This window comes from Streptomyces sp. NPDC005962 (assembly GCF_040629205.1).
In the GTDB taxonomy this organism is placed as follows: Bacteria; Actinomycetota; Actinomycetes; order Streptomycetales; family Streptomycetaceae; genus Streptomyces.
This window is the reverse complement of the sequence record NZ_JBEXVE010000047.1, coordinates 24,859-37,210: the sequence shown is the minus strand read 5'-3', so window position 1 is coordinate 37,210 and position 12,352 is coordinate 24,859. Positions and strand designations below refer to the sequence as shown.

The following is a 12,352-nucleotide window of genomic DNA, read 5'->3' as shown; positions in this document are numbered from 1 at the left end:
CCCCACCAATGCGGTGGGGCGCCCCTTCGCGTGTGCGGTGAAAGCCCTATGTGGCGTATGGGGCCGGGCGGCGTCAGCCGTTCTCGGCCAGGACGCTCTCGGCGTCCAGGGTGGCGCCGACCGCCTGCAGCACCGAGGCGATCTTGAAGGCTTCCTGGACCGTCTCACGGTCCACGCCCGCCTTGCGGAGCACCTGCTCGTGCGAGTCGAGGCACATGCCGCAGCCGTTGATCGCGGAGACCGCGAGCGACCACAGCTCGAAGTCGGTCTTGTCCACGCCGGGGTTGCCGATGACGTTCATCCGCAGACCCGCGCGCAGGTTGTTGTACTCCGGGTCGGACAGCAGGTGCCGGGTCCGGTAGTAGACGTTGTTCATCGCCATGACGGCGGCCGCCGACTTGGCGGCGGTGTACGCCTCGGCCGACAGGTTGGCCTTGGCCTCCGGCTCCAGCTCGCTGAGCACGCGCGGCGAGCGCGAGGCGATCGCGCAGGCCAGCACGGTGCCCCACAGCTGCTGCTGCGGAAGCTCGGAGTTGCCGATCACCGAACCGAGGTTCAGCTTCAGGTCCTTGGCGTAGTCCGGCAGGGCGGACTTCAGCGTGTCGAGTGCCATGTCAGTTCCTCACTCGCCGGAGAGCAGCGCGACGGGGTCGAGGGTGTTCTCGCCCTGGGTCCAGTTGCACGGGCACAGCTCGTCGGTCTGCAGGGCGTCCAGAACCCGCAGGACCTCCTTGGGGTTACGGCCCACGGAACCGGCCGTCACCATGGTGAACTGGATCTCGTTGTTCTGGTCCACGATGAAGACGGCGCGCTGTGCGAAGCCGTCCTCGCCCTCGATGCCCAGGTCGCGCATGAGCTCGTGCTTGGAGTCCGCCAGCATCGGGAAGGGCAGGTCACGCAGGTCGGCGTGGTCCTTGCGCCAGGCGTGGTGGACGAACTCGGAGTCGCCGGAGAAGCCCAGGATCTGGGCGTCACGGTCGGCGAACTCCTCGTTCAGCTTGCCGAAGGCCGCGATCTCGGTCGGGCACACGAAGGTGAAGTCCTTGGGCCATGCAAAGACAACCAACCAACCCTTCTCGTCGCGGTTCCGCTTGATCCAGTCGGCGTCGATGCGCTCGAACTCCTGGCCCTTCTCCAGTGACACGCATGCCTGGAGGTCGAAGGTGGGGAACTGATCGCCGACGTTCAACATTTGCGCTGCTCCTGAGGGGTTTGGGGTTGGACAGTGGCTACCGTGCCACAGCCTCGATTGATCAGTGAAATAACTCGCCGCAGGTGGGTTGATCGGGGGTGTCTATCAATGGGCGGCCCGGTATGCCCGGCTGGCCGAGCGCGTGCGGGGGTGTTGAGGTGACGGAAGTCACATGCCTGTTCGCGTCGATGGGACCCCGGGCTCAAGGGGAGAGCCCCGTTCGGCCACTACCTGAACGGGGCTCGTGTCGTCCGGGGCGATCAGGGGTTGACCTACTTCATGCCCTGGTACGCCTCGCGTAGGTCTGATGCCTCGGGGAGCTGTCGGGCCTCCACGGCCTTCACGACCTCCAGTGCACGCCAGTGATTAGAGGGGACCACGCGACCGCTCAGTATGGCTTTTGAGGCGGCGTCACAGGCTTCGTCCAAGCGGCTGTCCTTCAGCAACACCAAGGCAAGATCGATGTTGGCGGATGCCACGCGGCGCGGCCATTTCGCGATGTCGTCGCTCGGGCGGAGTCGTGCGATCACTTCACGCGCGTAAGGCTCGGCGGCAGGGTCGCCAATCCAAGCAAGCGTGGTAGCCGTATAAGCTACGGCCTTTGCGGGGTCGTATCGATAGTGATGCTCTGGGCGATCCGGCCGTGAGAGTGTCGCTGCCATGTCCTGTACTCGTTTAATCGCGGAATATGTTTCGTCACTATTCCCGAGTCGCGCCTGTGCCCTTCCTTCCTGGGCTGTTGCTTGGATTTTTGCTGAACTTCCGACCGGGGCAATTCCCTGTGCCATCTGCGAGAGTTTGGCGGCATGCGCAAAGTTGCCCGCCGTCAGCACACGCCACGCTTCGGTCTCGTAGCACCATGCCTCAATTTCTTGGTGATCGGCTTGTTTGGCAAGTGCTGCGGCGGTTTGCAATCTCGCGGTGGCGGCGTTCTCTTGCTTGAGGTCAATATGTAGGGTGGCGCCAAGAAGTGAAAGCCAACCGCCGGTCACGAGCAGTCGCCGATGCTCTTTGAGGGTTTTTCGGGCGTCCATGAGGTGAGCCACGTAAGATGTGTGCTCCCTTACGCGTTCCAAGAGGTCCTGTGGCGGGGTGATTGGATAAGCCATCGCTAGACCATCGAATGCAACCTCAAGGCGGTCTAGGGTTTCTTCCCCAACATCACTTGCTGCGACTCGGCGCATCAACTCCCACGCTTCGAACTCGTCATTACTCGACGGTTCGGAAGATATGGCTAGGCGCGCTCGTGGCTCTTTCTGGTCGCCGTGCAGAAGCACGTCTAGCTCTTTCTGGGTGATGTCTAGGGCTTTCGTGATCGCGGGACGTTGGCACGGCTGTGGATCAACGCTTCCATTTTCCCATCGGTGAATGGTGCTGCGATTGGTGCCGATCTCTTCTGCGAATGCTTCTTGACTGTATCCGCACGCCTTGCGGCGATCCGCGAACCGTTGCCGTTTGCCCGCCATGTCCCCGCCCTTCCCTCGGTCTGAGGCCAGGGTAGACCTCGTGAGCCGAAGTGCATCAAGACTGCATCAGAGATGCACTGTTCGGGCGAACCGGCTGCCAGTTGCATAGATGGATGCAGAGCGGACCCCCGCGACCGTCCGACCGGCCCGGGGGCGTGGCCATCAACTACAGGGAGTTGACGACGTGGGCCAACCTATCCGAAAGATCTTGGAAGCGCTGCTGCGGCGGTTATTTCCCGCTCACGGGGCTCATCGAGCGGTAGCGCCAACGTCACTGCGGTTTGCGCCGGGGCCCGTGCGATGCGGTGAGGCGGTGATGCTGGCTCATCGTCGAGGCCCTGAGCCGATCTGGCCGACGGACACCAACACGCTGATGTTTCTTCGCCCGTTCCCCGATCCGGACCCTGTGAGGCCGTACGTGCTCGCCTTCGAGGCGAAAAGGAGGCGTGTCGAATGGTGAGGACGGACACGCCACCAGTCGAACCGCGCGGGGCACAACAGGGCTCCGATACGCCTCCTCCTCCCAAGGACCTGGATCAGATCGCGAGGGACTTGGACAAGAAGATCAATGATCATCTGGGGCGAAAGAAGAAAAATACATGAGCAAGGTAGTTCCCCCGCTCGTTTTCGTCTATGACCGCGAGATTTCCGGCGACACAGATTCGCCGGAGTCACGCGTTCGGGCGTGCCGTGACTATGCGAAGCGGATGGGCTGGGAGGTGGCTGGTCAGTGGCTGGAACGGGGCGACTCCGAAAACCGGCTGGTCTGGCGCGGGATGGTGGCAGCGATGGAGTTTCAGGGGAAAGACCGGACCTCTGTCTGCCTCGTGGCTGCTTGGAGGCGACTCAGCACCGATCCGAATGACCGTGACACGCTTCGCCTGTCTGTTCTGGAGGCGGGCGGTGTGTGCATCACCATTCCGCCGTGTGTCGTCTAGGTAAGGGCTGGCCGGGTGGGGCCCTCCCGGCTTCGGTGATCGGGTGGGCCCCGAGCTTTTTGAGTACATGGGTGGGCTCAAGGGCGATGGATATTGCCGGAAAACGAAAAGGGGAGAATCGAATGCAATTCCAGAGTGATGACCGCATTCAAGCTGAGGAACTGGCCACCAAGCTGTATGACGCGTTCGAGAAAATCGGCCTGGTCTTCGATGACATTCATATCGATGAGCCGTGTTCCCGGTGCACGTCGGTGACAGAGATTAGGGTGAACCTGGGCGGTCTTTACCTGGATGACGTGCGGAAGTACACAGAGATTATTGAGGAGTTGGGCAAGCGGCCGATGACGACACCGCCTGGCACCCTTGCCTGCTAGCCCTGCTTGATTCCGCTCCGGCCGGTGCATGCTTTCGACCGGCCGGAGCGGCCTAGCCCCGTTCATGCGCTCCCCGTGGCGGATGAACGGGGCCTTGCGCGTTCATGGGTAGCCCTCGTGAGCGGGCGTCACTCTTCGTAGTACGTGGTTGACGCGATTCAACTTGTGTCTGCATGCTGGGCAACTCATCGGTACGAGTGATGACAGGTTGTCTGGCGGTCACTCGCGCGAATCTCTAGTGGAGGGGGTGTCAGGTGTATTGGCGAGTGCGGTTGCGACTCGGTGTTGCGGCGATCGTCCTGGCCGTCGTGCTCGGGTGGTGCGGGTATCCCGGGGCTCGGTAGGGGCTGAGTGCTGGGTGCTCCCCCCGGATGGACCGGGGGGAGCGTTCGTTTCTCCCCGTCACTGATCGGTTCTGATCCGTTACTGACCTGTGGCATCTGATGCTTGAGTGACGTGGGTGATGCGGTGTCTGATCGGAGTACGGGGGCGGAGTGATGGTCGACGCGGGGAGGTGACCGTTGCAGTGGCAGAGACACCGGACTGGGATCAGCCCGGAGACGTGGTGTGGGTACCCGACGCGCCTTACCTTGCGGCGTGGAGAGAGGCCCGGGACGCGACTGATGACCTGTGCGCCGCGCTGGATGACGCGGGTGTCATGGATAGGGGGGAAGTGCTGGCGGTTCCGAGTACGGACACCAAGGGTGAACCGGTGGTGCGCCTTGCCGGGCAAGTAAGTCCTGCACAGGTGCGCCATGTTGCGGATCTACTCAGGCGTGGCGCGGGGGCTGGGCCTGGGCGGGCTTCGGGGTGCCGCTAGAACGCGCGGTGCCGTAAACGTGCAGGTGGGGCACGCCGCCGGCCGTAGAGGCTTTGGGCGGGAGCTGCCATGGGGCGAGAGAACAGGGGGCCTTACGCTGGCGCGGCGAATCGGGCGGGTCTGTGATCCTGCCCGCGTTTGCGACCGATCGGCCCCCTGTTCTTAGAGGCTCGCCCCATGGTGGCTGCCTAAAGCCTCGTAGGCCGTCGGCCCCAGCCACAGCGCACCGGCCACGACGATGGGACCTCTTGTCACCGGTAGGTGGTGACGCGGAGCATGGCTAGTGCCACAACGAGAGGGGAAGCGCATGAGGTGGGGTCGAGCAAAGCCAGAGAAGCAAGGGTTCCGGACGCGGGGGCGCGGCACGGTACGTGTGGAGCGTGACCGACGTGGGGGCGAGTGGGTCAAGTGCACTGGGTGTGGGCAGCGACGGTTCAACGCCGGTGTCACCCCGTCGAAGTTCGCCGCGCGAGACCACGCGGACACCTGCACCTGCTGACGACCCGTGCACATGTGCCCTACGGCCACCGAGGTGACCAGGCACTTTGAATTCCGCGGGAGTCAGGTCGACCGCCTGGTGCCCGCACAACGAAGCCCCTGCGGCTGGCGCGGGGGCTTCGTGCTGCTCGGGGTCGCTGGTGGTCGTCGGGCGGCTTGGCGTCCGACCGGACCGGCCGTCAGGCCGCAGCCGGTCGGGGCGCCTAGGCCGCCCGGCGCGCCGCAGGCGCGCCCTTGAGCAAGTAAAGAAGATCTAGACGCATTCAGCCGCGCTTGGGAGTGGTCGGCGTGATGCGGTAGGCGAGGCGGACCCGCGCCGGACTCGTCCGCATCTCCTCGACCAAGAGTGCCCGGCCGTCCTGGTCCTCGGTGACGCGGTGGGTGATCAGGATGGTGTCGGCGTCGTCGGCCATGCGCAGTGCGGCGCGTTCGTCGGGCCGGGCGGTGCGGGCGTCGACGGTTTCCCACCAGGTGAGTGTGAGCCCGCTTTCGGCGAGTATCCCGTAGAGGTCGGTAGGGCTGGCGTTGGGCTGATCGGCAAGCGCTGGCACCTCGTCGGCGATGTCGAACGGGATGATCGTGCGGTGGGTCGCGCGCACCCCTGTCTTAGGGTCTGTCAGTAGCCGGTCGGTGGTGAGCGCGTGGACCGGGCCTCGGGCAAACAGTGCCTCGATGTCCCCACTGACGTGGTCTCGGGTGACCGTGGCTTCTTCGGCCTCGTCGAGCTGGTGACCCATGATCAAGTTCTTGCCGCGTCGGATCAGCGTTCGTTTGATCGTTGCGACGGGGGTGGCTTGCTCGCGCACGTACGTGCCTTTGCCGTGCTTGCTCACGGCGAGTCCCATGCGGCGCAACTCGGCAACGGCCTGGCGGACGGTGCTGCGGGAGACGCTATAGCGGTCTTCGAGTTCTGTTTCGCTCGGCAGTCGGCTACCTGGCGGGTACTCCTCGCCTGCGGCGATCGCTGCGGCCAGAATGCCCGCCAGTTGCCTGTAGAGGGGCTGGTGGGGCTGTAGAGCGTCGGCGCTGTTGCTGGGCATGGGGTGCGCTCCTAGGCGGTGTCAGGCCCGGCTGGGCGTAGGTCGACGGAATAGATGTACTGCACGCAATCTGTACTGCACTCAAGATGACGGCCACTCATCAGGATAAGAGCTTGCCCCCTCTGGTCAACATGACGCATGCTCGTCACTCGGTCACTCGTCGGTACGAGTGACGACAGGGCGAGCTATGAGAGAGGTGATCTTGAATGCGGACCATTCCCGTGGATGTGGCCAGGCTCGGCACGCTGATGTGCGTGGTGCCTGCTGAGCCGCGCGTGAATCCCGAAACGGGTGAGGTGAGGACTGACCGGGAGGGGCGGCGTACCTACGTCGTCGGCATCTCGGTGCGGCAGCCGGAGACCCGCCGCGCTGACGTGATCGAGGTGGTTGTGTCGGGCGCTGAGCCCCCGATCATCGCTGAGGGTGCCCGGGTGCGGGTGACCGACCTGGTGGCGATCTCCTGGGAGATGGGCGACCGGCACGGCACGTCGTACCGCGCTGCGGCCGTCACGTCGACAGATGAGGCCGCTAAGACGTCTCCGGCGACGGGTCGACCGAAGACAGGCGGTGGTGACGATGGGACTCGGTGAAGCCTCGGGCCTGCCTCAGCGGGTCGTGGGCTGGGCCGACCTGCGGCGCCATGTGCATGAGCTGTCGCGGCAGCTCGACGCCGCCGAAGTGGACGAGATGGACGCGGCCGAGCGGGAACGGCTGGCCCGGGTCGCCATGGCCACCGCCCATCTCGCTCAGACCATGATCGCGCGCGCTGGATCGGGAGGTCGCTGGTGGGACACGCCGACGCAGAAGTAAAGCGGCTCATGCGCAATCTCAGGTTACTGGCTGGCTGCGACGCCCTGCTGACGGCCATGACCGGCGGGCCCCTGGTCACACAGATCCTGGCTCTGACGGCACGGACCGCTGAGGACGTCGCACGCGACGCCCGCCAAGTACACCTGACGATGTGTCAGGACCCCCGGGAGAACCAAGGAGGTGATCACTGATGTCGTGGCAGTGGATGGTGTGGTTCGCGCTGCTGCTGGCAGTGCTGACGCAACCGCGATGGGAACACCGTGTGCCCCCCATGCCTCGTGGGCTGAGGCGCCTGGGGGCGCTGCCCTGGCGGTGGTACCTGGGCGGCTTCCCGGCCGTCGCGCTGCGGATGCGGTTCACCTGGCGGAAGTTCAGCCGCAATGCCGACTTGGCAGTGCAGCGGCAACCGCCTCGTGCCCTTGTCGGCAAGGACATGATCGTGACCGGTCGCGCGGTCCGGATGATCCCGCCACGGCTTGGCCTGCCTGTACCCACTCGGGACGGCCTGGTGGTGCGCGTGCAACTGCACCCGGGGCAGACGCCCGCTCCCTTCGTGGAAGCGGCTCCTGCCATGGCGCACGCGTGGCGAGTGCATGCGGTCCGGGTCGTCTCCGCACGGCGTGGTGAAGTGATCATCACAGCGACCTGGAGAGACCCCCTGGCCGACGCGGATGCAGTGCTGAGGCGAGAGCCGACTCGGGTTCTCGCTGCGCACGTGGGCCGTATGGAAACAGGCGCTGGGTGGAGTATCGACCTGCGACAGGTGCCGCACTGGCTGGTCGTCGGCGCAACCCAATCCGGGAAGAGCACACTGCTCGCTGCCATGGTCTGCCAGCTCGCGCCGCAGCCGGTCGCGCTGGTCGGGATCGACTGCAAAGGCGGCATGGAACTGTCCCTCTTCGAACGGCGGCTGTCCGCGCTGGCTTGTAGCAGGTCGGAGGCCCTGGCCGTCCTGGTGGCGCTCAGCGATGAGGCGGCGGACCGCATGGCTATCTGCCGTGCGGCGGGGGCTCGGTCCATATGGGACCTGCCTGAGGCAGTACGGCCGGTGCCGGTCGTGGTCCTGGTGGACGAGCTGGCCGAGCTGTACCTCGTCGATGGGTCCCGGATCAGTCGGCAAGAGGCTGCCGAGTGCTCGACTGCCCTCCTCCGGCTGGGGCAGCTCGGGGCGGCTCTCGGTCTGCACCTGGTCGTCGCGGGGCAGCGCATGGGGTCTGAGCTGGGTGCCGGTGTCACGGCGCTGCGGGCCCAACTCGGCGGCCGTATCTGCCATCGCGTCCATGATCAGCAGACGGCTGAGATGGCGCTCGGTGACCTCGCTGAGGACGCGGTAGTGGCAGCTCAAACGATCACGGAGCAAGAACAAGGTGTGGCCATTACGACGGTCGGCGGTACCTGGTCGCGTGTGCGGTCCCAGATGACTACCGCTGCTGACGCCCGGGAAATCGCGGCCGCGAATTCAGGCCGGACCCCGGCAATGCCCGCGCTGGTACGAGCTATGAGCGCAGTGAAAGGAGGGGGCGCGTAATGCTGAGTGAGTCGGAGGCAATTCCGCTCGCTGTCATCCTGGGAATTCTCTGCGTCATGGTCGTACGGTCTCGGGAAGTCGTGTGGTGGGTCGGTTCCCTCTTCTTCCTCTGGGGATTCACCATGGCCAGCACCACACCAGGTCTCACAATCGCCAACTTCCTGGAATGGGTGCGGACTTACGTCCTTCCCGGGTAGCTGATCAAGAAAGGAGCGCATCATGCCTCACCTATATGTGAGGTGCCGTGGCTGCGGGCGGCTGCGTTTCCGCACTCGGAGTGGCCGTCTCCGGCGGTGTCGCTGCTGTCGGCGTCGGCCGCCTAGGAACTGACCGGTTCGCCATCCCTGCGATTGCAGCAAGCCACCAATACCCCGGGCCACACAAAGGAGTACGCACCAATGTCCCACCTCATCCATCCGAATTCTGTGGCCGTCCTCCTGACGGCCCGTCGAGAAAGGGCACCTCCGTGAACGTCTGGAATGACGATCGTGCACGGCGCTCCGCACTCCTAACGGCGGAGCGCCTGCGCGCTCTCACAAGTACCGAACGCGACATGATCCGGGTGGTCCAAAACCCTGAATTCCGGCGCTGGCTCGACCAAATGCACGCCATCGGCGGCTGCGCCCACCCGATCTACCTCTCTGGCCAAACCACCACCCGTGAAGCAGCGACGGGCGACGTGCTGCGGGTCTACAGCACTGCCAATGAGCCTCACGGCGTCCTGGCCGTCCGCTGCGGAAACCGCCGTGAGAGCCGCTGTGGGCCATGCTCTCGCATGCATAGCGGCGACACGTTCCACCTGGTGCGCGCCGGACTCCTGGGCGGGAAAACCGTCACCTCTGCTGTTGCTGGCCACCCCCGGCTGTTCGTCACCCTGACAGCTCCGGGCTTCGGGCCAGTCCATCGTGCTACCACTGATCAGCAGTGTCGGCCTAGACGCTCCGGCGACCAATGCACCCATGGAAGCCATCTGGGCTGCGGCGCCATTCATGACGATTCTGATAACGCAGTTGGTCAGCCGCTGTGTCCAGCCTGCTATGAGTACTCGGCTCATGTTCTCTGGCACGCGAAAGCGGGCGAGCTGTGGAACCGTACCTGCATTCTGATTCGACGTCATTTGGCGGCGACCCTTTCCGTAAAGCAGCGTGATTTGAATGATCACCTGCGGGTCTCTTTCGCGAAAGTCGCGGAATACCAGAAACGCGGCGCTGTTCATGTGCACGCGGTGATTCGGGTGGATGGTCCGGATGGTCCTTCAACGCCACCGCCATCGCAGGTCAGTTCTCGGGTGCTGTCTGATGTCGTTGAGAGTGCGGTAGAGGACGTGGAAACTCGAACGCCGTACGCTCCGGCGCTGGGGGAGTACATCATCAAGTGGGGTGACCAGTTCGACGTGCACCCAATCAGCGCTGAGACTGCGCGGGCCACAGTCACGGATAGCGCGGTGGCCGCGTACGTGGCTAAGTACGTCAGTAAGAGTGTGGGAGATGTCGGGGGAATAGACAGGCCGATTGAGTCGGCGTCGGAGATTGGCCTTTTGCCCGTCACCTCTCATGTACGGGCCCTCATGGGCGCCTGCTGGCGTCTCGGCGGCATTCCTGCCCTGGAGTCCCTGCGCCTGCGTCTCTGGGCCCACACCCTTGGATACAGGGGGCATGTCCTCACCAAATCCCGGCGGTACTCCACCACCTACGCGGCGCTCCAAGCCGTGCGTGCTGCATACCGGTCGGGAGACAGAGAAGAGAGCGCGGAAGAGCTGTCAGTGGAGTCGGCTTGGCGCTATGCCAGTTCGGGTCACTCATTGGCTGAGGCGGAGATAGCGACGGGAATCGCTGCGGATCTTGCCGTGGCTCGTGATATCGGAAAGGAGGAAAACGGCAAAGCTGCGGCGGGTGGTGGCTTTGGCTGAGCACGCGAGAAAGAAGCACCAGCCCATGACAAAAGAGGAATGGATGGAGCGTGAGTTGGCGAAGGCTCCTCGGCGTGATGAAGCATGGAGAAAGCGCATGCTGAAACTATGGGGCCTGAAACCTCTTGAATAGAAAGACCCCCCTCCGGCAATGAGGGGGGTCTTTCTATTGGGGTCTTATTCGCGCCACACAATTTCTATGAACCGTGGGTCGAAACGCTTTCCGCGTCCCACTGGGTGAATGATCACGGTCCGGATTTCTTGCTGCATTAGGGCCCGGCGCTCGCTGATTGTGTAATTCTCCCACTCTTTGAGCAGGTCCGGCGTGGAATTCGTGGATACCTGTGCGATCTTGGCAGCAGCCTCCCGCTGTTTGCGCTTTAGCTGCGCCTTCTCCTGCTCTAGCTCCTCGATTATGTCCAGTGCTGCCGTTATCGAGATTCGCTTCTCCCTGCGCCGCTCATTGGTGACGTCGATTTCGGCGGCAATTTCCTGTAGTCGAGGCTCGTGGTCCTCGGGGACTTCCGCCTCGACTGGTTCGACGGCTCCAATGTTCCGGCGCATGTGCTCAAGATAGGCATCTGTCACGTGCTCGTCGACTGGCGGACCCACGCGTGTGACTCCTCCGCATCCGCCCTGATTTACCAGGCAGGCATATCGGAACCCGTATTTTTCGTATGCGGGCTTACTCTTGTCGTAGGGATTCATCCACACCACAGAACTGCATTTCCCGCATCGACCCCACCCTGAAAGGAGGTACTTTACGATCGTAGAATGCGGCTTGGTGAGCCCTTCTTGATGTGCTTTCTTGCGCTCCTCAAGAGTCCCTACGCATGCCCGCCATTCCTCCGGGGTGCAGACTGTGTCCCACTTTCCGGTCACCGGCTTTCCGTCTACTTCCACCACGTGATCAGGGAGCCATAAGCGCCCGTTTTGGCGCCTTTCTGCCACGGAGACGTAAGTGACGTACCCGCAGTTGCGAGGATTCACAAGGCGCTGTTCTACGGAGCTGTGTGCAACCGGCAGATTCTGCTTTCCATTAGAATTCCTCTGAGGGACGTAGCCCTTTTTCATCCATTCCTTGCGAATTTCGCCGACCAGTTTTCCCCGTGGAATTGCAAGGATGGCGGCCCTGAGATCTTTTGACTCTATTGGGTGTAGCGTTTCGTCGTCTTTGAGCCAGCCAAAGGCGCGGCGTCCTTTCCCCTTCCTGCCTCGTTGGGCCCGGGATTTGTTTGTGCCACTGACTCGGCGGCGTGTGTTATGTACTTCCAGACCACCCACTGTCGCCTTCATCATGAACATTGCCCGGCCCTCTGGAGTGGAAAGATCCGCGCTCCCGTCAAGCTCTCGGCCGACGTAATCGGGATGCATGGCGAAAATGCGATTGATGCGGGCTGCGTCGTATTCCAGTCGCGCTAGGCGGTCCGAGTGAGTAAAGAGGATTCCGCGAATTGCCCCGCTCTCAAGATCCACGAGCATCCGCTCGAAGTCTGTGCGTGTGATGAATGGATCGCTGGCGGGGGTGTTGTTGTCGTTGTATTCCCTGACGATCACCCCGCCGTGGCGGGCGGCGGCGGCGCGGCACCGCTTGAGCTGGTCGGTCGTCTGCTCGCCCTCCTCGCGCTCTGGGTCCGCGTCGGCGCGTAGGGCCTTGTCCTCGCTGAGGCGGGCGTACGCGCCTAGGGGAACCAGGTCGCCGGTAGCGAAGGCTGCGACGTCGGTGCTGGTCTGGAGGCTGCTGCGTCGTGTACTGGTCATGACAACCACGCTAAAA

At 63.6% G+C, this 12,352-nt stretch carries 11 protein-coding genes; 6 read left to right on the top strand and 5 right to left on the bottom strand.

All coding sequences use genetic code 11. The features are described from left to right. Positions 1 to 73 precede the first annotated feature (73 nt). The 3 genes from ABZ370_RS42275 to ABZ370_RS42265 form a co-directional block, all read right to left on the bottom strand. On the bottom strand, positions 74 to 613 hold the full coding sequence (locus ABZ370_RS42275; protein WP_358633335.1) for an alkyl hydroperoxide reductase: 540 nt from the start codon (positions 611 to 613) through the stop codon (positions 74 to 76). 9 nt (positions 614 to 622) lie between these two features. Next, on the bottom strand, positions 623 to 1,192 hold the full coding sequence (locus ABZ370_RS42270) for a peroxiredoxin (protein WP_358633332.1): 570 nt from the start codon (positions 1,190 to 1,192) through the stop codon (positions 623 to 625). A gap of 272 nt (positions 1,193 to 1,464) precedes the next feature. Then, complete coding sequence (locus ABZ370_RS42265) at positions 1,465 to 2,658, bottom strand: helix-turn-helix transcriptional regulator (protein WP_358633329.1); 1,194 nt, start codon at positions 2,656 to 2,658, stop codon at positions 1,465 to 1,467. A gap of 599 nt (positions 2,659 to 3,257) precedes the next feature. Here ABZ370_RS42265 and ABZ370_RS42260 point away from each other — a divergent pair. Further along, the gene (locus ABZ370_RS42260; protein ID WP_358633326.1) at positions 3,258 to 3,596 is read left to right on the top strand and encodes a recombinase family protein; all 339 of its coding nucleotides are present in this window, start codon (positions 3,258 to 3,260) and stop codon (positions 3,594 to 3,596) included. Between the two features lie 86 nt (positions 3,597 to 3,682). Next, the gene (locus ABZ370_RS42255) at positions 3,683 to 3,970 is read left to right on the top strand and encodes a hypothetical protein (RefSeq protein ID WP_358633323.1); all 288 of its coding nucleotides are present in this window, start codon (positions 3,683 to 3,685) and stop codon (positions 3,968 to 3,970) included. A gap of 1,581 nt (positions 3,971 to 5,551) precedes the next feature. On the opposite strand, the gene ABZ370_RS42250 is transcribed toward ABZ370_RS42255, so the two are convergent. Further along, positions 5,552 to 6,328, bottom strand: a complete 777-nt coding sequence (locus ABZ370_RS42250) for a GntR family transcriptional regulator (protein ID WP_358633320.1) — start codon at positions 6,326 to 6,328, stop codon at positions 5,552 to 5,554. A 206-nt stretch (positions 6,329 to 6,534) separates the two neighbouring features. On the opposite strand from ABZ370_RS42250, the gene ABZ370_RS42245 reads away from it, so the two are divergent. The 4 genes from ABZ370_RS42245 to ABZ370_RS42230 all read left to right on the top strand — a co-directional run bounded on the left by ABZ370_RS42245 (position 6,535) and on the right by ABZ370_RS42230 (position 10,575). After that, positions 6,535 to 6,918 carry a hypothetical protein gene (locus ABZ370_RS42245; RefSeq protein WP_358633317.1) on the top strand — a complete coding sequence of 128 codons (384 nt, stop codon included), beginning with the start codon at positions 6,535 to 6,537 and terminating at the stop codon, positions 6,916 to 6,918. Next, positions 6,905 to 7,138: a hypothetical protein gene (locus tag ABZ370_RS42240; protein WP_358633314.1), complete on the top strand. Its 234-nt coding sequence runs from the start codon at positions 6,905 to 6,907 to the stop codon at positions 7,136 to 7,138. Before ABZ370_RS42245 ends, ABZ370_RS42240 begins: the two co-directional genes overlap by 14 nt. 190 nt (positions 7,139 to 7,328) lie before the next feature. Continuing rightward, complete coding sequence (locus ABZ370_RS42235; protein WP_358633311.1) at positions 7,329 to 8,666, top strand: FtsK/SpoIIIE domain-containing protein; 1,338 nt, start codon at positions 7,329 to 7,331, stop codon at positions 8,664 to 8,666. 553 nt (positions 8,667 to 9,219) lie between these two features. After that, the gene (locus tag ABZ370_RS42230; RefSeq protein WP_358633409.1) at positions 9,220 to 10,575 is read left to right on the top strand and encodes a replication initiator; all 1,356 of its coding nucleotides are present in this window, start codon (positions 9,220 to 9,222) and stop codon (positions 10,573 to 10,575) included. A gap of 177 nt (positions 10,576 to 10,752) precedes the next feature. Here ABZ370_RS42230 and ABZ370_RS42225 read toward each other — a convergent pair whose 3' ends face one another. After that, positions 10,753 to 12,336 carry a recombinase family protein gene (locus tag ABZ370_RS42225; protein ID WP_358633308.1) on the bottom strand — a complete coding sequence of 528 codons (1,584 nt, stop codon included), beginning with the start codon at positions 12,334 to 12,336 and terminating at the stop codon, positions 10,753 to 10,755. Positions 12,337 to 12,352 lie beyond the last annotated feature (16 nt).

Coding starts and splice junctions, on each gene's coding strand:
- ABZ370_RS42235 (WP_358633311.1), top strand. CDS start 7,329: ATGTCGTGGCAGTGGATGGTGTGGTTCGCGCTGCTGCTGGCAGTGCTG.
- ABZ370_RS42230 (WP_358633409.1), top strand. CDS start 9,220: ATGATCCGGGTGGTCCAAAACCCTGAATTCCGGCGCTGGCTCGACCAA.
- ABZ370_RS42265 (WP_358633329.1), bottom strand. CDS start 2,658: ATGGCGGGCAAACGGCAACGGTTCGCGGATCGCCGCAAGGCGTGCGGA.
- ABZ370_RS42270 (WP_358633332.1), bottom strand. CDS start 1,192: ATGTTGAACGTCGGCGATCAGTTCCCCACCTTCGACCTCCAGGCATGC.
- ABZ370_RS42250 (WP_358633320.1), bottom strand. CDS start 6,328: ATGCCCAGCAACAGCGCCGACGCTCTACAGCCCCACCAGCCCCTCTAC.
- ABZ370_RS42225 (WP_358633308.1), bottom strand. CDS start 12,336: ATGACCAGTACACGACGCAGCAGCCTCCAGACCAGCACCGACGTCGCA.
- ABZ370_RS42240 (WP_358633314.1), top strand. CDS start 6,905: ATGGGACTCGGTGAAGCCTCGGGCCTGCCTCAGCGGGTCGTGGGCTGG.
- ABZ370_RS42245 (WP_358633317.1), top strand. CDS start 6,535: ATGCGGACCATTCCCGTGGATGTGGCCAGGCTCGGCACGCTGATGTGC.
- ABZ370_RS42255 (WP_358633323.1), top strand. CDS start 3,683: ATGGATATTGCCGGAAAACGAAAAGGGGAGAATCGAATGCAATTCCAG.
- ABZ370_RS42275 (WP_358633335.1), bottom strand. CDS start 613: ATGGCACTCGACACGCTGAAGTCCGCCCTGCCGGACTACGCCAAGGAC.
- ABZ370_RS42260 (WP_358633326.1), top strand. CDS start 3,258: ATGAGCAAGGTAGTTCCCCCGCTCGTTTTCGTCTATGACCGCGAGATT.